Annotated in this window: 22 protein-coding genes; 11 read left to right on the top strand and 11 right to left on the bottom strand. The window is 67.0% G+C overall.

What is annotated here, in order from left to right; translation table 11 throughout:
* Positions 1-188: 188 nt before the first annotated feature.
* Positions 189-608, bottom strand: a complete 420-nt coding sequence (locus NMQ14_RS14575) for a heme-binding protein (protein ID WP_257097257.1) — start codon at positions 606-608, stop codon at positions 189-191.
* A 319-nt stretch (positions 609-927) separates the two neighbouring features.
* Here NMQ14_RS14575 and NMQ14_RS14570 point away from each other — a divergent pair, with 319 nt between their 5' ends.
* Positions 928-1,749, top strand: coding sequence for a formate/nitrite transporter family protein (locus tag NMQ14_RS14570; protein WP_257079143.1), 822 nt, complete (start codon positions 928-930; stop codon positions 1,747-1,749).
* Between the two features lie 61 nt (positions 1,750-1,810).
* Here NMQ14_RS14570 and NMQ14_RS19730 read toward each other — a convergent pair whose 3' ends face one another.
* The 8 genes from NMQ14_RS19730 to def all read right to left on the bottom strand — a co-directional run bounded on the left by NMQ14_RS19730 (position 1,811) and on the right by def (position 10,014).
* Positions 1,811-3,061, bottom strand: a complete 1,251-nt coding sequence (locus NMQ14_RS19730; protein ID WP_306441254.1) for a sigma-54 dependent transcriptional regulator — start codon at positions 3,059-3,061, stop codon at positions 1,811-1,813.
* Between the two features lie 13 nt (positions 3,062-3,074).
* Positions 3,075-5,177, bottom strand: a complete 2,103-nt coding sequence (locus NMQ14_RS14550; protein WP_257097255.1) for an ATP-binding protein — start codon at positions 5,175-5,177, stop codon at positions 3,075-3,077.
* Entirely contained in the window at positions 5,174-5,767 is a 594-nt protein-coding gene (locus tag NMQ14_RS14545) for a DUF4390 domain-containing protein (RefSeq protein ID WP_257079145.1), read from the bottom strand. Before NMQ14_RS14545 ends, NMQ14_RS14550 begins: the two co-directional genes overlap by 4 nt.
* On the bottom strand, positions 5,760-7,022 hold the full coding sequence (gene rsmB / locus NMQ14_RS14540) for a 16S rRNA (cytosine(967)-C(5))-methyltransferase RsmB (protein WP_373457199.1): 1,263 nt from the start codon (positions 7,020-7,022) through the stop codon (positions 5,760-5,762). Before rsmB ends, NMQ14_RS14545 begins: the two co-directional genes overlap by 8 nt.
* A gap of 115 nt (positions 7,023-7,137) precedes the next feature.
* On the bottom strand, positions 7,138-7,527 hold the full coding sequence (locus NMQ14_RS14535; protein ID WP_257097252.1) for a DUF2237 family protein: 390 nt from the start codon (positions 7,525-7,527) through the stop codon (positions 7,138-7,140).
* 1 nt (position 7,528) lies between these two features.
* Positions 7,529-8,377: a zinc metalloprotease HtpX gene (gene htpX / locus NMQ14_RS14530; protein ID WP_257097250.1), complete on the bottom strand. Its 849-nt coding sequence runs from the start codon at positions 8,375-8,377 to the stop codon at positions 7,529-7,531.
* A gap of 174 nt (positions 8,378-8,551) precedes the next feature.
* The gene (fmt, locus tag NMQ14_RS14525) at positions 8,552-9,511 is read right to left on the bottom strand and encodes a methionyl-tRNA formyltransferase (protein ID WP_257097248.1); all 960 of its coding nucleotides are present in this window, start codon (positions 9,509-9,511) and stop codon (positions 8,552-8,554) included.
* On the bottom strand, positions 9,511-10,014 hold the full coding sequence (gene def, locus NMQ14_RS14520; protein WP_257097247.1) for a peptide deformylase: 504 nt from the start codon (positions 10,012-10,014) through the stop codon (positions 9,511-9,513). The genes fmt and def overlap by 1 nt, the downstream gene beginning before the upstream one ends.
* A gap of 330 nt (positions 10,015-10,344) precedes the next feature.
* Between def and NMQ14_RS14515 the strand changes: the two genes are divergently transcribed.
* The 4 genes from NMQ14_RS14515 (at position 10,345) to NMQ14_RS14500 (ending at position 15,831) form a co-directional block, all read left to right on the top strand.
* Entirely contained in the window at positions 10,345-11,364 is a 1,020-nt protein-coding gene (locus tag NMQ14_RS14515; protein WP_257097246.1) for a LysM peptidoglycan-binding domain-containing protein, read from the top strand.
* A gap of 29 nt (positions 11,365-11,393) precedes the next feature.
* Positions 11,394-12,479, top strand: a complete 1,086-nt coding sequence (dprA, locus tag NMQ14_RS14510) for a DNA-processing protein DprA (protein WP_257097245.1) — start codon at positions 11,394-11,396, stop codon at positions 12,477-12,479.
* 78 nt (positions 12,480-12,557) lie between these two features.
* Positions 12,558-13,019, top strand: a complete 462-nt coding sequence (locus NMQ14_RS14505) for a DUF494 family protein (protein WP_069038828.1) — start codon at positions 12,558-12,560, stop codon at positions 13,017-13,019.
* A gap of 148 nt (positions 13,020-13,167) precedes the next feature.
* Positions 13,168-15,831: a DNA topoisomerase III gene (locus NMQ14_RS14500; RefSeq protein WP_257097244.1), complete on the top strand. Its 2,664-nt coding sequence runs from the start codon at positions 13,168-13,170 to the stop codon at positions 15,829-15,831.
* 157 nt (positions 15,832-15,988) lie between these two features.
* Here NMQ14_RS14500 and NMQ14_RS14495 read toward each other — a convergent pair whose 3' ends face one another.
* Positions 15,989-16,132, bottom strand: coding sequence for an entericidin A/B family lipoprotein (locus NMQ14_RS14495; RefSeq protein WP_069038830.1), 144 nt, complete (start codon positions 16,130-16,132; stop codon positions 15,989-15,991).
* A gap of 53 nt (positions 16,133-16,185) precedes the next feature.
* Positions 16,186-16,581 carry a hypothetical protein gene (locus tag NMQ14_RS14490; protein ID WP_257097243.1) on the bottom strand — a complete coding sequence of 132 codons (396 nt, stop codon included), beginning with the start codon at positions 16,579-16,581 and terminating at the stop codon, positions 16,186-16,188.
* A 180-nt stretch (positions 16,582-16,761) separates the two neighbouring features.
* Here NMQ14_RS14490 and NMQ14_RS14485 point away from each other — a divergent pair, with 180 nt between their 5' ends.
* The 6 genes from NMQ14_RS14485 (at position 16,762) to NMQ14_RS14460 (ending at position 22,481) form a co-directional block, all read left to right on the top strand.
* Positions 16,762-17,340, top strand: coding sequence for an NnrU family protein (locus NMQ14_RS14485; RefSeq protein ID WP_257097242.1), 579 nt, complete (start codon positions 16,762-16,764; stop codon positions 17,338-17,340).
* Positions 17,341-17,350: 10 nt separating this feature from the next.
* On the top strand, positions 17,351-17,779 hold the full coding sequence (locus NMQ14_RS14480; protein ID WP_257097241.1) for a PPC domain-containing DNA-binding protein: 429 nt from the start codon (positions 17,351-17,353) through the stop codon (positions 17,777-17,779).
* Positions 17,780-18,106: 327 nt separating this feature from the next.
* Entirely contained in the window at positions 18,107-19,798 is a 1,692-nt protein-coding gene (locus NMQ14_RS14475) for an ATP-dependent helicase (RefSeq protein ID WP_257097240.1), read from the top strand.
* Positions 19,799-19,804: 6 nt separating this feature from the next.
* Entirely contained in the window at positions 19,805-20,827 is a 1,023-nt protein-coding gene (locus tag NMQ14_RS14470; protein WP_257097238.1) for an iron ABC transporter permease, read from the top strand.
* A complete protein-coding gene (locus NMQ14_RS14465) occupies positions 20,824-21,603 on the top strand; it encodes an ABC transporter ATP-binding protein (protein ID WP_257097236.1) in 780 nt (259 codons plus the stop codon). Before NMQ14_RS14470 ends, NMQ14_RS14465 begins: the two co-directional genes overlap by 4 nt.
* On the top strand, positions 21,600-22,481 hold the full coding sequence (locus tag NMQ14_RS14460) for a cobalamin-binding protein (protein ID WP_257097234.1): 882 nt from the start codon (positions 21,600-21,602) through the stop codon (positions 22,479-22,481). The genes NMQ14_RS14465 and NMQ14_RS14460 overlap by 4 nt, the downstream gene beginning before the upstream one ends.
* Positions 22,482-22,514 lie beyond the last annotated feature (33 nt).

Here is a 22,514-nt window from a genome sequence, read left to right as displayed (position 1 = left end):
CCCCGTGTTGTCAAAGCCCGGCCAAAGCGCTACACCGTCCGCGTTCTGAAAAAAGACCTTAACTGAACGGTATTACCGCTCCGCCCTCGCCGCGATACGCACTTCGCACAGCGACCATCGCGGCACGGATCGCGGCGGGGCCGCCGCTCCCACAACCGCTCCCACAGGACCGCTCCCCCAAGGGCTCGTCAGGCCGGTAGTTCCCAGCTTGCCCCGATGGCCGCGATACCGGCGCGGGCGACGATGGCATCTTCGCTCGACTTCACGCCCGATACGCCGACCCCGCCGACGCATTCGCCGTTCACAACGATCATTTCGCCGCCTTCCAGCGGCAGCACCGGCATGCGCAATGCGGCCAGACGGCCGCTGTTGACCACGTCCTCGATCGCCTTGCTCGGCTTGCGCGCGAGCGCGCAGGTGCGGGCCTTCTCCGGTGCGATCTGGGTGCTCATCGGCGGCGCGCCGTCAAGGCGTTGCAGCCACATCAGGTTGCCGCCGTCGTCGACGATGGCGATGGTGACCGGCCAGTTGCGTTTCAGGGCTTCGGCTTCCGCCGCGGCCGCAATCTGCCGCGCGTCGTCGAGCGTCAGGGTGAGGCGGGTTCTCATGGTCGTACTCCGTCAATGTCAAGAGAGGGCGTTGAACCCGAAAGCCGATGCTGCTCCGCTGCGCTGCGGAGAAGGCCGGTCAGGGGTTTTCGTGCGACGCTTGGCCGTGACGGGTGGTCCGGCGGGTGCGCGGGCCGGCGGGCGGATTGCTCACCGGCACTGTGCGTCTGGCTGACTTCTGTGGTGCATGTTCCACGCGGCGAGCGAACTGGTGGGCTGCCGCGGGGCCGGCAATCTACCGGCGTCACGGTCAGCATCCTACACTGTCGGCCTGCCCGCGCGAGACGGGTTCCGCACACAAAACCGACAAGGAGAACGCATGGCCAGCAATCTGGGGATCGATCTTTACTCGCCGAAGGAGATTGCCGAGAAGGTCGAAAACATCGGCATCGTGAAAGCCAACCTGCCAGTGCGCACGATGTTCATGCTCGGTGTGCTGGCCGGCGCCTTCATCGGCTTCGGTGCGCTGTACTTCACGCTGGTGGCCAGCGATGCCTCGCTCGGCTTTGCGCTGACCCGTGTGCTGGGCGGGCTTGCCTTTTCGCTCGGCCTCATCCTGGTGGCCGTGGCCGGCGCCGAGCTGTTCACCGGCAACAATTTCCTGGTCATGGCCTGGGCCGAGGGGCGCATTCCATTCAGTCTGCTGGCGCGCAACTGGGCCATCGTATATGTGGCGAATGCGGTCGGCGCGCTGGGCATGGTGGCCCTGGTGTTCCTGTCACATCACGGCGACATGAACGGCGGAGCGGTGGCGGAAACCTATGTGAAGGTGGCGGCGGCCAAGACGGCCACACCTTTCCTGATCGTGTTCGTGAAGGGCATCCTGTGCAATGCCCTGGTCTGTCTCGCAGTCTGGCTGGCGACCGCCGGGCGCAGCGTGACCGACAAGGTGCTGGCGATCGTGTTTCCGGTATCGGCGTTCGTGGCCGCCGGATTCGAGCACTGCATCGCCAATATGTATTTCATTCCGATGGGCATGTTGCTGCATGCGAACGGCGTGCTGCCGGCTGGCGTCGATCTGTCGGGACTGACCGCGGCCGGGCTGGCGGGTAATCTGGTCGCGGCGACGCTGGGCAACATCGTCGGCGGCAGCATTCTGGTCGCCGGGGTGTATTACATGACCTTCCGCCAGCGCGCCTGACGGAACCCGGGGCGTCCACCGCGCGGACTTGCCGTTCAGGACTGCCGTTCGGTTCCGTCCATCAGTCCTGATGTTCGGTGCGACGGCCGACCGGCAGCCCGAGTTGCTTGAGCTTGCGGTACAGGTGGGTACGCTCCAGCCCGGAGCGCTCCGCCAGCCGGGTCATGTTGCCGCCTTCGCGTTCCATGTGGTGTTCGAAATACAGCCGCTCGAACGCCTCGCGCGCATCGCGCAACGGCTGGTTCAGGCCGGGCAGTGCCGCGTTGCCGGCCGGGCGCAGCAGCGCGCGCAGCGCGCTCGCGTCCAGATCATCGTCAAGCGTGGCCAGCGCAGCCGAACGCAGCGCCGCCACCAGTTCGCCGTAACCGCCCGGCCACGGGTGCTGGCGCAGGAGTGGCCGGGTCGACTCGGCCAGCGCGCGCACCGGAATCTCGCCCGCGTCCGCCAGATGCTTCAGCACGTCGTCAGCCAGATCGCCGATTTCGTCGCGCAGTTCGGCCAGCGTCGGCAGCGGCAGCACGACGTCGAACAGCCGCGACAGCAAGACATCGTCCCAGCCGCCGGCGGCCTGCAATTCCGCCAGCGGCTGGGCACAGCTGGCAATCAGTTTCGCGTCGAGCCGTTCCAGCCGGTCGACCGCGAAGGCGAGATTTTTCTGCTGCATGCGCGACAGCGTGCCGATGTCGCCGGCGTGGATGACGCCGCCGCGCGCCGCGTCGAGCTGCTCCTGCGTGATGGCGCCCGGTATGCCAGCCAGTTCGATCCAGCGCCGCCCGGGCACCGCCAGCGTGCGTGCTGCCAGTTCGGCGAAGCTCGACGGGCCGCAGCGCAGCATGATGATGCGCGAACGGCTGGCCATCTGTTCCAGCCGGCGGCGCAGGTCGCGCAGCGCCCCGCTGCGCGTGACGCCGGCCAGCGAAGGCGCAGCCGGGCGCTGTTCGGCTGGCGCACTGCGGATCAGCGCGCGCTTCACGCTGGACAGCAGCTTGGCCAGTGCGATCGGCTTTTCGAGGAAATCGAGCGCGCCGATGCGTGTCGCCTCAACGGCCGAATCGATGGTGCCGTGGCCGGACATCATGATGACCGGCATGGTCAATTGCCCACCCGACGCCCATTCCTTCAGCAAGGTGATGCCGTCGGTGTCGGGCATCCAGATGTCCAGCAGCACCAGGTCAGGTCGCGCGGCCAGACGCGCATTGCGCGCCGCAGCCGCGTTCTCCGCCAGCGTCACGTCATGCCCCTCGTCCCGCAGGATTTCGGACAGCAACTCCCGGATGCCCATCTCATCGTCGACCACCAGTATGCGAGCCATGTTTTCCTGACTTTCAGGCTGCCAGCGGCAGCGCTATGCGGATTTCAGCGCCGTGCGGCGCAATGTTTTCGATTTCGATGCGACCATCGTGCTCATCCACGATCTTCTTCACGATGGCCAGCCCAAGGCCTGTACCCCGTGCTTTCGACGTGACATAGGGTTCGAACGCGCGCGCCAGCACCTGGGCCGGAAAACCGTGGCCGTTGTCGCGCACCGACAGTTCGACGCGGTTGCCGCGGCGGCGCGTGTGCACGCTGATCTGCGGCGTGCCGGCTTCGGCCGAAGCATCCTGCGCATTCTGCAGCAGGTTGTGGATGACCTGTCGCAGCTGGCCGGCGTCACCACTGATGTGCGGCAGGTCGGTCGCCAGATGCCGTTCAATGCGGGGCGTCGAGGTTTCGTACAGACCGAGCACTTCGTCCACCAGCCGGTTCAGGTCGAGCGGCGTCAGTACCGGCTGCGGCAGCCGCGCGTAGTCGCGGAAGGAATTGACCATGTTCTTCATCGCCTCGACCTGATCGACGATGGTCGAGGTGGCACGCGCCAGCAGGCGCTGGCCGTCCTCGTCGAGCTTGTCCGACAGCTTGAACTGCAGCCGCTCGGCCGACAGCTGTATCGGCGTCAGCGGGTTCTTGATCTCGTGCGCCAGTCGGCGTGCCACCTCGCCCCACGCGGCGCTGCGCTGCGCGGCGATCAGCTGCGTGATGTTGTCGAACACCACGACGAAACCGCCGCCGCCGGCCTGCGGCAGCTGCGAGCCGCGCAGCAGCAAAGTCTTGCCCGGGCCGAACGGATCGGCGATGTCGATCTGCCGGCTCCACGACTCCTGCCCCTCGTCGATGGCCGCCAGGATGGTGTCGCGCAACTCCGGATGACGCGGCCATTGAGCCAGCGCAATGTCTTCCCAGCCTTCGAGCCGGTCATCCAGGATGGCCAGCGCACCCTGGTTGGCGGCACGCAACCGGGTGGACGGACTGAACGCCAGCACACCGGTCGACAGGTTGCCGAGGACGCCTTCGAGGTAGGTGCGTGCCGCCTCGGTTTCGCTGCGGCTGCGCTCGGCCTGCGCGCGCGCATCGTTGAGCTGTTCGGTCATGCGGCGGAACGACTGGGTCAATGTGCCCAGCTCGTCGCGCGTGGCGAGCGCCGGGATCGGGCTGAAATCGCCCTGCATCACCGCATCGGTGCCGCGCGCCAGGATGGACAGCGGCGCCGACATGCGTCGGCTGATCACGAAGGCCACGGCCAGCGCCGACAGCAGCGCGAGCAGCAGCGCCAGTGTCAGTGTCAGCGCGAAGATGCGCTTGAGTCCGGCACGCGCCAGCGACAGTTCCTGATAGTCGCGATAGGCGCTCTGTACCGCCTCCGCATTCAGCGCCAGCGAAGCCGGCAGCGGCTGCAGCAGCTGCAGCACCGGGGCGTCGGACGCCAGTGTCGCGCCACCGATGAACACCAGCGCACGCACGGTCAGGCCGTCGTTGCTGTCGGTGTCCACGGTGGTCAGACCCATGCCCTGGCGCGCCTGGCGCAGCTGCGACGGCGATGGCAACGAAGGCACCAGCCGGGTGGCCGACGAACTGGTCGTGACCACCTGTCCCTGCGGCGAAAACAGCGTTGCACTCTCCACGCCGGCCTGCTCACGCAGCACGTCGAGCCGTGCGCTGCGCTTGAGCACTGGTGTGTCGGACAGGTCGCGCGCCATCGTACGGGCCTTTTCCAGCAGGTCGGCTGACAGGTAGTCGAGCGTGTTGCGACCGAGGATGAGGCCGCCTTCGAGTGCCTGTTCGATACGCACGTTGAACCACGAATCGACGGAACGCGACACGAAATTCACCGACAGCACGTAGATCAGCGCGCCCGGCGCCACCGCCAGCGCAGCAAACGCCGCGAACAGGCGCAGCTTCAGACGCGAGCCGAACACCGCGGCGCGGTGCTCGCGCAGCAGGTGCGCCACCAGCCAGGTCACAAGACCGAGAAGGCCGAGCGCCACAGCCACATTCAGGCCGAGCAGCAGCGGGTAGCTGCGCGCGAACAGCGCAGTATTTTCACTGGCCAGCGACAGCAGTAGCAGCAGCACGCCACTGAGCGCCGTGCTGGCGAAGATGAAATTCCTCACTGCCGCACCGCCTGCTGTGCGGTGAAGCCCCAGCGCTGCCACTCGGATTCCAGCGTCCAGTCGCGATTGCTCATCGCGCTGAGCTGGAACGGCTTGGGCAGCTGGGTCACATCGAGCCGCAGGCGCAATGCAGCGACATAGCTGCCGCCGGCCTTCAGACGCCCCGAGTCGATGATCGGCCAGTTGCGCAGCCGGCCGATCAGCTTGAGCGCTTCGTCCAGCGTGTCGAAGCCCTGATGCAGCGCACCGGTGGATACCCGGTACTGCTGGGTCAGAGCGTGATAGCTCAGGCGGTAGGTCAGCGCGCGCTCGACCACGTCTTCATCGAGCCAGTACCAGCGTGGCCGGCTGATTTCGAATTCGAGCACGAAGTACAGCGCCACACCGCGTGTCACCGCTTCGGCAAGCCGCGGCGACAGCGTGACGCCGATGTCGGTCGACAGCTGATAGCCCTCGTCGCTGTGATCGAGCCGGACATCGCGCATTTCCACATCGGCCGCAGCGTGACCGGGGGTCATCAGGCAGACCGTCAACAGGCAGGCCAGGATGCAGCGCCAGACCCCCGGCCAGAGCGGGAGTCGTTCAGACACCGTGGGTTTTCTGCAGAAGGGCGTAGTAGAACCCGTCATGCTCGGCGTCCGGCAGCAGTTGCAGATCGAATGCGCCGCATGGGCTCAGGCGTTGGCAGTCGGCATGGCGGGTCACGAAGGCGGCGACCTGTTGGTGGTTTTCCGCGCGGAACACCGAACAGGTGGCGTAAAGCAATTTACCACCTGGCGCCAGCACGCGCCAAAGGCTGTCCAGCATGGTGCGCTGCTGCTTCGCGAAGCGAGAGATGTCGTCCGGCCGGCGCAGCCACTTTGCGTCCGGGTGCCGCCGCACGACACCGGACGCGCTGCACGGCACGTCGGCCAGGATGCGATCGAACAGCTTGCCGTCCCACCACTTGTCAGGCGCCGCGGCATCGCCGATCTGCACCCGACCGTCCAGCCCGAGCCGTGCGAAATTCTCGCTGATGCGCTGCGCACGCGGCGCGCTGTGGTCGAGCGCCAGCAGCTCGATATCGGCGCATTCCAGCAGATGAGATGCCTTGCCGCCCGGTGCTGCGCAGGCGTCGAGCACGCGCTGCCCGGCACGCACGTCGAGCAGCCCGGCGGCGCGCTGGGCGCCCAGATCCTGCACCGACATCAGGCCTTCGGCAAAGCCGGGCAGGCGGGCGACCGGGCACGGCCTGTCGAGCAGCAGGCCGGCATCGCCGTGGCGGGTCGTCGCGATGTCCTCGGCCGTCAGGCGCGCCTGTACCTCATCCCGGGTGGCGCGCCGGAGATTGACGCGCAGTGCCATCGGCGGATGGGCATTGCCCTGCTGCGCGATGTCCTGCCAGTGATTCGGGTGGTCGCGGCGCAAGCGGTCAAGCCACCAGCGCGGGTGTTGCAGGCGCGCTGCGTCATCACCCGCGACCGCGGCATCAAGTTCGTCACCACGCCGCTGCGCGCTGCGCAGCACCGCATTCATCAGTCCGCCGAAGCGGTCACCACCGAGCGTGCGCGCCGCGTCGACCGCCTGGCTGACCGTGGTGTGCGCGCTGTCCGGTCGCGCATCGAGGCGGCACAGCGCGACAAGCAGCAATGCACGCCGATCGAGCTCGCGCAGCGGCTTGGGCACCAGCACGGCGAGCCGGGCCTCGATCGCGGCATGCGCGCGCAGGCACTGGTAGGCCAGATCGCGCACGGCGGCGGTGTTGGTCGACAGTGTGTCAGGCGTGCGGCTGAACGCGTCGTCCAGCGCATCACCCTTGAGTACGGCAGCCACGGCGTGGGCGGCTCCGAGCAGGGCTGCCGCCAGTGAATCGGCGGCGACCGGCTGACCGGAAGAAGATACGGAATTCAATGCATGGGTACCGGCAAGAGGCGAGTCAGGACCCGCTCCGGAGCGAGTCCTGTCGGGGGTAAGCGGACGATCAACCCGTCCAGGCGTGCTGGCGCAGCGCTTCGATCGACGCATAGCGCAACGCAGCCTCGTGCGTGGCGACCAGGATCACCTGTGGTGCCTGACCGGCGTCGAAGGCTTCGCGCCAGCGTGCTGCGCACAGGCACCAGCGGTCGCCGGCCCGCAGGCCGGGGAAGTCGTACTCCGGGCGAGGCGTCGACAGGTCATTGCCGCGCGCGCGGGAAAACAGCAGGAAGTCGTCGGTCAGCACCGCACACACGGTGTGCGAGCCGAAGTCGTTGTCGTCGGTGTTGCAGCAGCCGTCGCGGAAAAAACCGGTCAGCGGCTTGAACGAACACGGCTCGAGCGGCCCGCCGAGCACGTTGCGGGCATTGCCGTCGGGCCGCCAGTCGCGATCCATGTCAGCGGGCCAGCGCGCGCAGGCGCGCCACGCGTTCCGCCGTTTCCGGGTGGGTGCTGAACAGGCCGCGCAGGCCGCCGCCCGAAAGGGGATTCATGATCATCATCTGGCCGGTCTCCGGGTGCGCTTCGGCGGTTGCCATGGGGATACCCCGCGCGTAAGCGTCTATTTTAGTGAGTGCGTCCGCCAATGCATGCGGATCATTCGATATTTCCGCGCCGCCCCGGTCGGCCCCGAACTCGCGCGTGCGCGAGATCGCCATCTGGATCAGCATGGCAGCAATCGGCGCCAGCAGGGCAACAATGATGCCGACCACCGGGTTGGCCGGACGGCCGTCCGCATCACGGCTGCCGCCGAACAGCATGCCGAACTGCGCCAGCGCCGAGATGGCGCCGGATACCGTGGCCGAAATGGTCGAGATCAGGATGTCGCGGTTTTTCACATGCGCCAGTTCGTGCGCCATCACGCCGCGCAGCTCGCGCGCGGACAGCATGCGGACGATCCCGGTGGTTGCCGCCACGGCTGCATTCTCCGGGTTGCGGCCGGTTGCGAAGGCATTCGGTTGCGCTTCGTCGATCAGATAGACACGCGGCATCGGCAGCTCGGCCCGCTGCGCCAGTTCAGCCACCATGTTGTACAGATAGGGCGACGAGGCGGCGTCGACCTCGCGCGCGTTGTACATGCGCAGCACCATCTTGTCGGAGAACCAGTAGGCCCAGACATTCATCGCACCGCCGAACAGCAGCGCCAGCAGCATGCCCTGCTGCCCCCCGATGGCCGCGCCGACGACGCCGAACAGCGCGACGATGCCGGCCATCAGGATCGAGGTTTTCAGCCAGTTGCCAAACATTGTGCTTACCAGTCAGTGAAATCGGACGCCGTATAGATTGCGCACTCAGCCGAAAATTCAAGCCGAAAACCGCAGTTGATCGGCGTTGCGGGCAGGGTGGCTGGAAAGGCGCGACTACAAGGCAGGGGGCTCCCTGCAAGATACGAGCAACGCCACCGGGCGCCCGGCCGACGCTCAGCCCGGCAGCTGTGCCTGCTGGCCCGCTGCAAGCGCGTGACCGCGCAGGAATTCGGCCACCGGCAGCCGGCGCCCGCCGGCCTTCTGCAGTTCGGTGATGCACAGAGAGCCTGCGCCGCAGCCGATCACCACGCCGTGATCATCGACCCGGCTGATCAGGCCGGGTGCGCCCGGCTCGGCCAGCACTTCGGCCCGCCAAAGCTTGATCGGCGTGCCATCAACCGACATCAGCCCGCCGGGAAAGGGATCGAAAGCGCGCAGCCGGCGACCCAGTTCGGACGCGGGACGACGAAAGTCGAGGGCCGCTTCGGTCTTGCCGATCTTGGCCGCGTAGCACGCGCCATGGTCCGGCTGCGCGCGCGGCGTGACGCGGCCTGCCAGCAGGTCGGGCAGGGTATCGATCAGCAGCCGCGCGCCGGCTTCGGCCAGCCGGTCGTGCAGCGTGGCGGTCGTGTCGATGTCCGTGATGTCGACCACATGCTCGGCGAGCATCGGGCCGGTGTCCAGACCGATGTCCATCTGCATCAGCGTGATGCCGGTGCGGGCGTCGCCCGCTTCGATGGCGCGCTGTATCGGCGCGGCGCCGCGCCAGCGGGGCAGCAGCGACGCATGGATATTGATGCAGCCGAGGCGCGGAATGTCGAGCACGGCGCGCGGCAGCAGCAGGCCGTAGGCGACGACCACCAGCAGGTCGGGCGCGGCCTCCGCCAGCGGCGCACGCAGTTCCGGCGTTTTCAGCGTATCGGGCTGATCCACCGTCAGGCCATGCGCCAGGGCGCGCGCCTTCACCGGACTGGGCGTGAGCTTCATGCCGCGGCCGGCCGGCCGGTCAGGCTGGGTCAGCACGAGCGGGATGTCGCAGTCGAAACCGATCAGCGCGTCGAGCGCACGAGCGGCAAATTCAGGTGTGCCGGCGAACGCGATGCGCGGCCGGTCAGTGAGTGAGCGTGAGGGCATCAGGCGCTTTCGCGGGCCTGCTTCGCGATGCGATTCTTGATGCGGCTCTGTTTCAGTTGCGACAGGTGATCGACGAACACCTTGCCCAACAGATGATCCATTTCGTGCTGGATGCACACGGCGAGCAGGCCGTGTGCATCGATTTCGTGCTCGGTGCCATCGAGCGACAGCGTGATGACCCGGATGTGCTCCGAGCGCGTCACCTTTTCGTAGATGCCGGGTACCGACAGACAGCCTTCCTCATACACCTGCTCGCCGTCGCGCTCGACGATGCGCGGGTTGATCAGCGTGATCAGCTCCGTCTTGTCCTCACTGATATCAATCACGATGACCTGCTTGTGCACATCGACCTGGGTCGCGGCCAGTCCGATTCCGGGTGCGGCATACATCGTTTCTGCCATGTCGGCGGCCAGTCTGCGCGTGCTTTCATCGACCCCCTGGACCGGCGACGCTTTCTTGCGCAGACGGGGATCGGGAAATTTCAGTATCGGAAGTAGTGCCATAAAAGTCGTGCTGATTTAATGGATTAGCAGTGAATTTTCATGCAGACTGTCATTAGTTGAAGCAGCTTGCTACACTGACGCATGCCGATGGCCTGAGCCTTGCCTGCCGTCACGCAACGCGCGCCGCAATCCATGATGCAACCCATGAATCTCCGGCGGCGGAACAAGGACGTGCGCAGCTCAAGTCGCCGCGCACGCTGCCGTAGCAAACGCTTGAACCAATATCGAGAGGCAAACCCCCGGCCGGGTTCCGGCGGTGCAACACGAAACGAGGCGACCCTCCGTCCGTAACCGTTGTGCTACCGGCATCCGCCAGTGCGAGGCCACACCATGCGCAAGATTATATGCTCCCTGCTGGTCGCCCTTTCAAGCGCGACCGCCTTCGCCCAGTCAGACGGTGCGCCCGCCATTGCCAGCAACGCGCCTGACCGCCATGTCGTCAAGCCGGGGGACACGCTGTGGGGCATTGCCGGCCTGTTCCTGAAGGAGCCTTGGCGCTGGCCCGAAGTCTGGCGGATGAACCGCGAACAGATCCGCAACCCGCACCTGATCTATCCCGGGCAGGTCGTCTACCTGGAAGATTTCAACGGCTCGCCGCGCCTGCGCGTCGGCCAGCCGGTCAAGCTGTCGCCCAGGACCTACGAAGAAGCGGTGCCCGAGCCGATTGCCTCGATTCCGCACAAGGCCATCGAACCCTTCCTGACCAAACCGATTGCGGTCGAAGCCAGTTTCAACGAAACGGCGCCGCGCATCGTCGGCACGCAGGAAGGCCGTGTCTATCTCAGCGCGGGCGATGTCGCCTACGTGACCGGCGTGACCGACAACAAGTCGCTGTGGCACGTCTATCGGCCGGCTGCGCCGATCCGCGATCCGGAAACCAAGGCGGTGCTGGGCTTCGAAGCCGAATACCTCGGCGATGCGCGACTGACGCGCGAAGGCGACCCGGCGACCTTCGAGGTCGAATCAGCACAATTTGAAATGGGCAAGGGCGACCGGCTGATTCCGGCCCCACCGTCTGAACTGGTCGCCTACGTGCCGCGAGCCCCCGAGAAGGACATCGAAGGCAGCGTGGCGCGCATCGTCGGCGGCGTGGCGTCGGCCGGACGTCACAACGTGGTGCTGCTGAACCGCGGCGCGAATGATGGCGTCGAGGTCGGACACGTATTCGCTGCCTTCGTCGCCGGCAAGCAGGTCACCGAGCGCCGCGATCAGCAGATCAATACCTTCCAGATGCCGGACGAGCGCTCGGGCGTGGTTTTCGTGTTCCGGGTGTTCGACACCATTTCCTACGCGCTGGTGATGGATGCCAAGCGCCCGATCGCCGTCGGCGACCGCATCCGCAAGCCCTGACCATCGTCGGCTCGATGGCGCGGTCGCGGGTGGAGCGCGTATCCGATGCATCGCTTGCAGCCTGGCTGCGGCTCACGCTGACACGCGGACTCGGGCTGGACGCACAGCGCCGTCTGCTGTCGGCATTCGGCCCGCCGGAGCGGGTGTTCGCTGCGTCCGGCCCGGCGATCGCCGCGGCGATCGGCGACAAGGCGGCCCGCCTGCTGGCCGCTTTCGATGACGATGCAGCGATCGCCCGTACGCTCGACTGGGCGCGCCAGCCCGGCAACCACCTCGTGACGCTGGCCGACGCCGCGTATCCGCAAGCACTGCTGGAAATTTCCGACCCGCCGACGCTACTGTACGTAAAAGGCCGCGTCGAGTTGCTGAACCGGCGTGCGCTGGCGATCGTCGGCGCACGCAATGCAACGGCACAGGGCGCGCAAACAGCCGAACAATTTGCGCGCGAGCTGTCGCGCGGCGGCCTGACCATCGTCAGCGGCCTCGCGCTGGGCTGCGACGCCGCCGCCCACCATGGCGCGCTCGACGGCCCGGGTTCGACCATTGCGGTGATCGGCACCGGTGCCGACCGCATCTACCCGCCGCGCAATCAGGACCTCGCGCGCCGCGTGGCCGCGCAGGGCGCCGTGCTCACCGAATTTCCGCTCGGCACACCGGCGCTACGGGAGAACTTTCCGCGCCGCAATCGCATCATTTCCGGCCTGTCACGCGGTGTGCTGGTGGTCGAGGCGGCCGCACGCAGCGGCACGCTCATCACCGCGCGCCTTGCCGGCGACCAGGGGCGCGAGGTGTTCGCGATTCCCGGGTCGATCCACTCGCCGCTGTCCAAGGGCTGCCATCAGCTGATCCGCCAGGGGGCCAAACTGGTGGATGACGCGCGCGACATCCTGTCCGAGCTGCAGCCTGATGCGCCACCGGCCAGGGCCGCCCCCACATGCGTGACGGACGACGCCTCGGCGCTGCTTGATGCAATGGGCTTCGATCCGGTCGGAATCGACCTCCTTGCGCAACAAACCGGCTTGACGGCAGACACCCTCTCCGCCATGCTGCTTTCGCTGGAACTCGAAAGGCGGGTGGCGTTGCTGCCGGACGGACGATTCCAGCGCATCAGGTGATACGGTTCGGGCCTGCCCGAGCCGGGTGACAAACCGCCGGTGGGCCTTGCTGCCAACCGGCACGCGCGGAGCCGAATCATGATCGACGTTCTGGTCTATCTTTTCGAAACTTACGCGCATCTGGACAGTTATCCCGAGCCCAACCAGCTCGCGCGCAAGCTCACGGCCGCCGGTTTCGAGCAGGACGAAATCGAGGAAGCCATGGGCTGGCTGTCCGGTCTTGAAAGCGCCGGCGGCGCCGACAAGCCGAAGATCGCCGAAGAAAGCCGCTCCATCCGGCTGTACTCGGCAGCGGAGCAATCGCGACTCGATACGGAATGCCGTGGCTTCCTTTCATTCCTCGAAGATGCCGGTGCGATCAACGCCCTGACCCGCGAAATCGTGGTCGAGCGTGCGCTGGCGCTGGAGGATGACGAGGTGTCGCTGAGCCAGCTCAAGGTGATCGTACTGATGGTGCTGTGGAACCAGCAGGCGACCACCGACACCCTGGTTCTCGAGGAGCTGCTGTCCGACGAAGACGAGCCGCGCGCCCCGCATTGATCCGGCGCGCGACGCGGCGGGCACGACGGGGTCCCGCGTATTCGCTTGCCTGTTCGGAATTTTTGTCCCTATCATGCGCCGCTTTCACGCCGCTTGATCCGGCGCGCACCCGGTGCGCCGCAGTCGGCGATCGGGTCATCGGGCAGGCATGGGCAAAAAACTGATCATCGCGGAAAAGCCGTCGGTCGCGCAGGACATCGCGCGCTCCGTCGGCGGATTCACGCGCGAAGGTGACTACTTCGAAAGCGACGACTACGTGTTGTCGTCCGCAGTCGGCCATCTGCTGGAACTGGCCGTGCCCGAGGAATACGAGGTCAAGCGCGGCAAATGGTCGTTTGCCCACCTTCCGGTCATTCCGCCCCGCTTCACGCTGAACCCGATCGACAAGACCGCCGAGCGGTTGCGCCTGCTGACACGGCTGATCAAGCGCAAGGACGTCGACAGCCTCGTGAATGCCTGTGACGCGGGCCGCGAGGGCGAGCTGATCTTCAATTACATCGTCGAGCACAGCAAATCGACCAAGCCGATCGAACGCCTGTGGCTGCAGTCGATGACGACGACGGCGATCCGTGACGGCTTCGTGAAGCTGCGCAGCGCGCAGGAGGTCGAAGGTCTGCGTCAGGCCGCGATGTCGCGCGCCGAAAGCGACTGGCTCATCGGCATCAACGGCACGCGCGCGATGACCGCGTTCAACTCGAAGACCGGCGGCTTCCACCTGACGACGGTCGGCCGGGTGCAGACGCCGACGCTGGCCATCGTCGTGCGGCGCGAGGAAGAAATCCGTCGCTTCAAGTCGCGCGACTACTGGGAAATCGAAGGTCGTTTCGGCGCAGTGGCGGGTGAGTACACCGGCCGCTGGATCGACGAGAAATTCAAGCGGCCGGAAGGCGACGAGCACGCCCGCGCCGAACGCGTGTGGGACGAGGCGAAAGCGCGTGCCATCCAGGCCAAGTGCGCCGGCAAGACCGGCACCGTCGAGGAAGAGGCCAAGCCATCGACCCAGCTGTCGCCGCTGCTGTACGACCTCACGTCGCTGCAGCGCGAGGCCAACGGACGGTTCGGCTTTTCTGCCCGCGTCACGCTGCAGATCGCGCAGGCGCTGTACGAAAAGCACAAGGTGCTGACCTATCCGCGTACCGATGCGCGCGCGTTGCCGGAAGACTATCTGCCGACGGTCAACGACGTGCTGGCACGCCTGCCGCAGACCTACGCGCCGCATGCCAACGAAATCGTGAAGCACGGCTGGGTCAAGCCGAACAAGCGCATCTTCAACAACGCCAAGATTTCCGATCACTTCGCCATCATTCCGACCGGCACCGAACCGAAGTCGCTGTCCGAGGCCGAAGCCAAGATCTACGACCTGGTGACACGCCGCTTCCTCGCGGTGTTCTTTCCGGCGGCCGAATACCAGATCACCACCCGGATCACCCGCGTCGAGGGCGAAGCCTTCAAGACCGAGGGCAAGGTGCTGGTGAATGCAGGCTGGCTCGCCGTGTATGGCAAGGAAGCGGCGCTGGTCGATGACGAAGCCAGGGCCAAGGGGGAAACCGTTGCCGCCAGCCTGGTGCCGGTCAAGCCGGGCGAGACGGTCAGGGTCGAGGACATGCTGGTGAAGGCGCAGCAGACGCGCCCGCCGGCGCGCTACTCGGAAGCGACGCTGCTGTCCGCGATGGAAGGCGCCGGCAAGACCATCGACGACGAAGAGCTGCGCGCAGCGATGGCCGGGCGTGGTCTGGGCACACCGGCGACCCGCGCGCAGATCATCGAGAACCTGATCCTCGAGAGCTACATGCTGCGCGAAGGTCGAGAGCTGATTCCGACCGCCAAGGGTTTCCAGCTGATGATTGCGCTGCGCGGCCTGAAGATCGACGAACTCAGTTCGCCCGAACTTACCGGTGAGTGGGAATACAAGCTGTCGCAGATCGAGCGCGGCGAGCTGTCGCGCGAAGCCTTCATGGGCGAGATCGCCGACATGACGCAGCGCATCGTGCATCAGGCGAAAAGTTACGAAAGCGACACCATTCCGGGCGATTTCGCGACGCTGGAAGAAAAGTGCCCGCGCTGCGGCGGTGTCGTGAAGGAAAACTACAAGAAATTCCAGTGCCAGAGCTGCGACTTCGCGCTGTGGAAGATCGTCGCCAGCCGCCAGTTCGAAACGCACGAAATCGACACTCTGCTGCGCGACCATCAGGTCGGACCACTGACCGGCTTCCGCAACAAGATGGGCCGGCCATTCAATGCGCTGATCAAGCTCAACGACAAGATGGAGCCGGAGTTCGACTTCGGCCAGCCGCGCGATGACGAAAATGCCGAGCCGGTCGATTTCTCGTCGCAGACACCGCTCGGCGCCTGCCCGAAGTGCGCGGCGAAGGTGTACGAACAGCCGATGTCCTACATCTGCGAAAAGGCGGTCGGTCCGGACAAGAGCTGCGACTTCCGCTCGGGCAAGATCATCCTGCAGCAGCCGATCGAACCGGAACAGATGCAGAAGCTGCTGGAGGCCGGTCGCACCGATCTGCTGAAGGGTTTCGTATCGTCGCGCACCAAGCGCAAGTTCTCCGCCTTCCTGGTGCGTCAGCCGGATGGCAAGGTGGGCTTTGAATTCGAGCCGCGCGCGGTCAAGCCCAAAGCCGGGGCGAAGGAGGCCAAGGCGGCAGCGCCGGGCGCCGACGTGGCGGAGAGCGAATCGCCTGCCGGAGCTGCGGTGAAGAAGGCGGTCGCCAAAAAGGCTGCCCCGGGCAAGACTGCAGTGAAGAAGGCCGCACCGAAAAAAGCTGCACCGAAGAAGGCCGCTGCGAAGAAACCGGCCTGACGGCGGGGCTCGCTTCTTCGCCGACATGCTGCGCCCCGGCGCATCCGGTCGCGCGAAGTCCGGTGTTTGCGGGCCGGCCGCGTGATCGCTGGCGGCCCAAAAAAAAGCCCGACTCGAGGCCTGAGTCGGGCGAAGCGGGAAGGGGTGAAGCGCCGTACTACATCTTCTTCTGCACGTCGCGTGCGGTGTCCTGCACCGCCTCGCCGCCGGACTCGATGTCCTTGCCGGCACCGGCAATCGTGTTGCAGCCCGCCAGTGCAAGACCGGCACTCAGAATAAGTATCGTCATCAGCTTGTTCATGCTTGTCTCCGTTGGGAAAGTAGGTACTGCGTTCAAAAACCTGGCCGTGTCTTTCAGATCGTGCTGCGAAGCTGCGACACCGCGGGCAGGATTTCACCGTCATCGTCGCCCGCAGCCGCATCGTCCTCCGAGTCGGGCGTCAACATCAGACCGTCGTCCACCGCCTGCAGACGGTATGCAGGCACCGCCAGACGCAGGCCGGCATTGCCCGAGCGCGATACGCGCACCATGGCGTAACGCGCGCTGCGTTCGCCGTGACGCCCGGACACAGTCTGTTCGACCACGCCCAGTGTGACGCCGTCGGTGTCGAACACCTCCCGTCCGTCAAGCTTCGACAGTGCGGATACGCTGTCGGGTGCGGCGGTGCCGCGCCCCATCTGGAAAGCGATCAGCAACGCGGCGCTCAGCAGGGCGCCACACAGCGCCGACATCAGCAATCGAATCGTCATGATGCGTTTCTCCGTCTGCACGACACGACTGCAGTATGCGCAGCGGTCACGGCGCCGCCTGTCGTCCGCACGGCGGGGTGGCTGTAGGACGATTCCCGCATCGCCGCAGGTGCGCACGGCGCGTCTCGGGTACGCTCGCGCTCTGACCCTTGCTCTGACCCTTCTCGTGGAGAAAATGTGATGGCTATGCTGGTACTCGGTCTGGTGTTGCTGCTGGGCGTCCACTCGACGCGGCTGATTGCTCCGGGCGTGCGCGACGCAGGCGTCGCACGCCTCGGTCTGCTGCCGTGGAAAGTCCTTTATGCGGTGCTGTCCCTGATCGGCCTGGTGCTGATCGTGCAGGGCTATGGCGAAGCGCGCATGGCGCCGACGCTGCTGTGGGCACCCCCGGTATGGACGCGCCACCTGGCCGCGCTGCTCACGCTGCCGGCCTTCGTTCTGATGGCCTGTGCCTATGTGCCGGGCACACGCATCCGCGCAAAACTCGGCCATCCGATGGTGGCCGGCGTGAAGATCTGGGCGTTCGCCCACCTGATCGCCAACGGTACGCTGGCCGACCTGCTGCTGTTCGGCAGCTTTCTGGTGTGGTCGGTCGTCATGTTCGCCACGCTGCGCCGGCGCGACCGCGCAGCCGGTCTGCGACGCCTGGCGGGCAGTGCATCACGCGATGCAATCGCCATCGTCGCCGGTGTCGTCGGCTGGGCGGTATTCGCCGGCTGGCTGCATCTCGCGCTGATCGGCGTGAAGCCTTTCGGCTGAACGTGCGGTCATGATCACCCTGCACATCGAGCGGCTGCGCCCGGGCGACGATCTGCGACGCAGTCTGGAAGCCGTCGCGCGCCGGCAGGACATCGGCGCCGCGTTCGTGCTGTCGGCGGTGGGCAGCCTGGCACCCGCCACGCTGCGTCTGGCGGGTCGCGACAGGGCCACCGTCATCGACGGCGACAGCGAGTTGCTGACGCTGTCCGGAACGGTGAGCCGACACGGCGTGCACCTGCACATGATGGTGGCCGACGCCGACGGGCGCGTCACGGGTGGTCACCTGCTTGCGGGCAGCATCGTGCGCACCACGATGGAACTTGTTCTCGGCATCGCCACCGGCTGGGACATCCGGCGCGAGATCGACCCGGCAACCGGTTTCGAGGAAATGGTGGCCGAGAACCTGCATGAACTGCTCGGCGCCCGTGGCCCCGATTGAGCACACTGCCTGCAAATGAGGCGTCGTGCCCACATCCTTGCTGGCGGCGGCGCTGCCCTCGCCATACAGCTTTCGCCCACAGCCTTGTCCACAGAAACTGTGGATGGACTGCGTGACCAGGATGCGCGGGCAATCACCTCAATTGTCCGCACCCTGCCTCAATAATGAGCAACCCTATTGACACCGTTGCAGCGCGCGGCGCTCCGGCCGGTGTTACCGCGTGATGAAGCATCTTGTCCACAGATACTGTGGATAACCGGCATGCGGCGCACGGCGATCCGCACACGCCGTGTAAGCTCGCACCGATCTGACGACAGGACGCAACACGTGGCAAAGGTGGTACCCGATGGCTGGCGCGAAATGGATGGCGGCAACGACGCCGGCGACTCCATCCGTCCGGGCGCGGCTGCGGAGCGCGAACGTGCCACGCTGGCGCTGCTCGAACGCGCACTGCCGCCGGCCTACACCGTCTATCACGGCGTGCACTGGACGCGTCTCGATCAGGGGTATTCGATCTACGGCGACATCGACTTCGTCATCGTCAATGCCGCCGGCAACCTGCTCGCCATCGAACAGCGCAGCGGCTATCTCGAAGAAGGTCCGCACGGCCTGCTGACCCGCCACCGCGGACGCGACCGCAATGTCGCGGTCGGCATTGCGCGCTCGCGCCACGCGCTGCACACCCGTCTGGCATCGCGTCTGGGCGGCGCGGACGCCGCACTGCCCAGCCTCGAATACCTGCTGTACTGCCCGGACCACTTCGTGCGTCAGGCGCATACCGCCGGCATCGAGCCGGAACGCATTGTCGATGCGGCGCTGCGCGACACGCTGGCGGCGCGCATCCAGTCGATTCTTCCGCCGGGCCAACATGGCGCGCGCGCCGCCGAAGTGCATCGTTTCCTGCGCGACGAAATCAAGCTCGAAGCCGACGTCAGCGCGCGCATGGGCATCGCGCGCGAGCGCGTGACCCGGGTTGCCGGCGGCCTGTCGCAGTGGGCGCGCGCGCTCGACTTCACGCCCTACCGACTGCGCGTCGTCGGCACGGCCGGTTCGGGCAAGACGCAACTCGCGCTCGCCGAGTACCGCGCTGCAGTCGAAGCCGGGCTGCGTCCGCTGTATGTCTGCTTCAACCGTCCGCTGGCCGATCACCTCGCGCGCATCGCGCCCGAGGGCGGGCTGGCGTGCACCTTCCACCACCTGTGCGAGCGCGTACTGGCCGAGCACGGCGAACGACCCGACTACGCACGCCCCGACGCGTTCAATGCGCTGATCGCGCGCGCCGGCGAACTCGACGTGCCGGACGCCCTGCGTTTCGACACCGTCATCGTCGACGAGGGCCAGGACTTTTCCACCGACTGGGTGACCGGCCTGTGGCGCCATGCCGCCGACGAGGCGCGTCTGATCTGGCTGGAAGACCCGATGCAGAACCTGTACGGCCGTACGCCGATCGAGCTTCCCGGCTGGGTGACGCTGCGTGCGCGCAGCAATTTCCGCAGCCCGCGTCCGGTCGTGCACATGCTGCAGACACTGCTGCAGGACGTGCTGCCCGAGGCCGCGCAGATCGAGGCGGCGTCGCCGTTCGATGCCGACGAGGTCGAGCGGCTGGTGTATGACGCCGGGCATCCGCTGACCCAGCGCGTCAAGGAGGCGATCCGCCTGTGCTTTGCGGCCGGCTTTCGCGCCGAAGATGTCGCCATCGTCAGCTGGCGTGGCCGCGAACAGTCGGAACTGCTGCGCCACGACCGGCTCGGCGCCAACGCGCTGCGCAGCTTCACCGGCCAGTACGACCTGCTCGGCCAGCCGGAATATTCCGAAGGTGATGTGCTGATCGAATCGGTCTACCGGTTCAAGGGTCAGTCGGCGCCGGCGGTCATCCTCGCCGAAGTCGACTTCGATGCGCTGGACGAGCGCACGCTGCGCAAGCTGTTCGTCGGCGCCACACGCGCCATGATGAAGCTGGTACTGGTGGTCAGCGAACGTGCCGGGCGCACGCTCGACGAACGCCTCGGGCGGGGCTAGCGGTACATGTCCATCCCTGCTGACGCCATGCAATCCCCTGCGTCCGTGCGCACCCGCACGCCGCGTCGCCGCACGCTGGCGCTGCCACTGCTCGCCATCGGCCTTCTGCTGTCGATCTCGCTGTCGCTGTCGCTCGGCAGCGTGCCGGTCAGCCCGGCGCAGCTGTGGCAGATCGCGACCGGCGGCGATGCCGGGGTGGCCGGCGACGTGGTGCTCGGCCTGCGACTGCCGCGCGTGCTGGCCGCGGCAGCCTGCGGTGGACTGCTCGCGCTGGCCGGCGCGCTGATGCAGGTGCTGCTGCGCAATCCGCTGGCCGACCCTTACGTGCTCGGCATTTCCGGCGGCGCCTCGGTCGGCGCGCTGCTGGCCATGACGGCCGGACTGGCGGGCGCGCTGTTCGAACTGTCCGCCTTTGCCGGTGCGCTGGCTGCGATGGCGCTGGTGTTCGGGCTGGCCCACGGCGAGGGCGGGCGCACGCCGACGCGGCTCCTGCTGACCGGCGTCATCGTGTCGGCCGGCTGCGGCGCGGCGGTGTCCTTCATGCTGACCGTAGCGAACGAGCAGTCGCTGCGCGGCATGCTGTTCTGGCTGATGGGCGACGCCGGTGTGGCCGCACCGCCCGCGGCTGCGCTGTGGGCGCTGGCCATCGGCGTGCTGGTGTGCATGCCGCTGGCGCGTGACCTGAACCTGCTGGCACGCGGCGACCTCACCGCGCAGACGCTCGGCGTACCGGTGCTGCGCCTGCGCCTGGCGATCTACCTGATCGCGTCGGCGCTGACCGCGGTCGCGGTGACCACGGTCGGCGCGGTCGGCTTTGTCGGACTGGTCGTGCCGCACCTGATGCGGCTGGCGCTCGGCAACGACCAGCGCCTGCTGCTGCCGGCCAGTGCGCTGGCGGGCGCCCTGCTGCTGCTGCTGGCCGATACCGCAGCGCGCACCCTCATCGCGCCGGCGCAATTGCCGGTCGGCGTGCTGACGGCGCTGCTCGGCGTGCCGGTGTTCCTGTTCCTGCTGTATCGCCGTCAATGAGCACCGCCCCGCCCCTGCTCGTCGCGCGCGGTGTCAGCGTCGGCATCGACGGACGCACCTTGTGCGCCGCGCTCGACCTCGACATCCGGCCGGGTGAAATGCTCGCCGTCATCGGCCGCAACGGCATCGGCAAGTCCACCGTGCTGAGCACGCTGGCCGGGCTGCGTGCGCCGCTTGCCGGCACGCTGACGCTAGACGGCATGCCGATCGCATCGATGGCGCCGCGCGCGCTGGCGCGCCGGCGCGCGCTGCTGGCGCAGTCGCACGAAGATGCCTTCGCGTCGACGGTGCTCGACACCGTGCTGGTCGGTCGGCATCCGCACATCGGCCGCTGGTCGGACGACAGCGCGCTCGACGTGCAGGTCGCGTTCGACGCGATGGCCCGGGTGTCGCTCACCGGCTTCGAGGCGCGCGATGTGCGCACGCTGTCCGGCGGCGAACGACAGCGTGTGGCCATCGCCTCGCTGCTGGCGCAGGACGCGCCGCTCTGCCTGCTCGACGAGCCGGTCACCCATCTCGACCTCGACTACCAGATGGACACGCTGTCGCTGTTCGCCGGCATGGCGCACGACGAGGGGCGCGCCGTGGTGGCTGTGCTGCACGACCTCAATCAGGTGCTGCGTTTCTGCGACCGCGTGCTGCTGCTGACCGGCGGCGGCGAGTGGGTCTGCGGAGCGGTCGACACGGTGCTGCAGCCGGATACGCTGTCACGCGCGTTCTGCCACCCGCTGCGCGAGCTGCGCGATGGTGAGCGTCGCTATTTCGTGCCGGCATGATGCGTCTGGCCTGGCTGCTGACCGGACTGATGCTTGCCGCCACCCCGGCACGCGCCGGCGTCAGCGTGACCGACGACGCCGGACGCCGCGTCGTGCTGCCGACTGCCGCGCAGCGCATCGTCAGTCTCGCGCCGCATGTGACAGAACTGCTGTACGCCGCCGGCGCAGGCGCGAAGCTGGTCGGCGCGGTCGAATACAGCGATTTTCCGCCGGCGGCGCGGGCGCTGCCGCGGGTCGGCAGTTCCAGCGCCGTCGACATCGAGGCGGTCGCAGCGCTGAAGCCCGATCTGGTCATCGCCTGGCAGAGCAGCACCCGTGCCGCGCAATACGGTCAGCTCGACCGGCTGGGCATTCCGGTTTTCGTCAGCGAACCGCGCTCGCTGGATGACATTCCGCGCACGCTCGAACTGCTCGGCCGGCTGGCCGGTACGTCCAAGATCGCGGAGGCCGCAGCGCTCGACTTCCGCACGCGACGCGACAGGCTGGCGGCGCGCTTTGCCTCCCGCCCGCCGGTCGGCGTGTTCTACCAGATCTGGGACCGGCCGCCGATGACGATCAATGGCGAACATCTGATCAGCGCCGTGATGGCGCTGTGTGGCGGACGCAATGTGTTTGCCGATCTGGCCATCCTCGCGCCGACGGTGACCGAAGAGGCGGTGCTGGCCGCAGCACCAGAGGTCATCGTCGCCAGCGGCATGGCCGATGCGCGCCCGGAGTGGCTGGACGCGTGGCGGCGCTGGCGCAGCCTGCCGGCCGTCGCGCGGGACAACCTCTATTTCATTCCGCCGGAACGGCTGCAGCGCAATACGCCGCGCGTTCTCGACGGTGCGGCGCAGATGTGCGAACAGCTGGAACAGGCGCGCGCGAAGCGACGCTGAAAATCCGCAAGCCCTCGCGCAGGACGGCGGGCG

The organism is Methyloversatilis sp. XJ19-13 (assembly GCF_024580155.1).
Classification (GTDB): Bacteria; Pseudomonadota; Gammaproteobacteria; order Burkholderiales; family Rhodocyclaceae; genus Methyloversatilis.
This window is presented reverse-complemented; position numbering and strand designations above follow the sequence as displayed.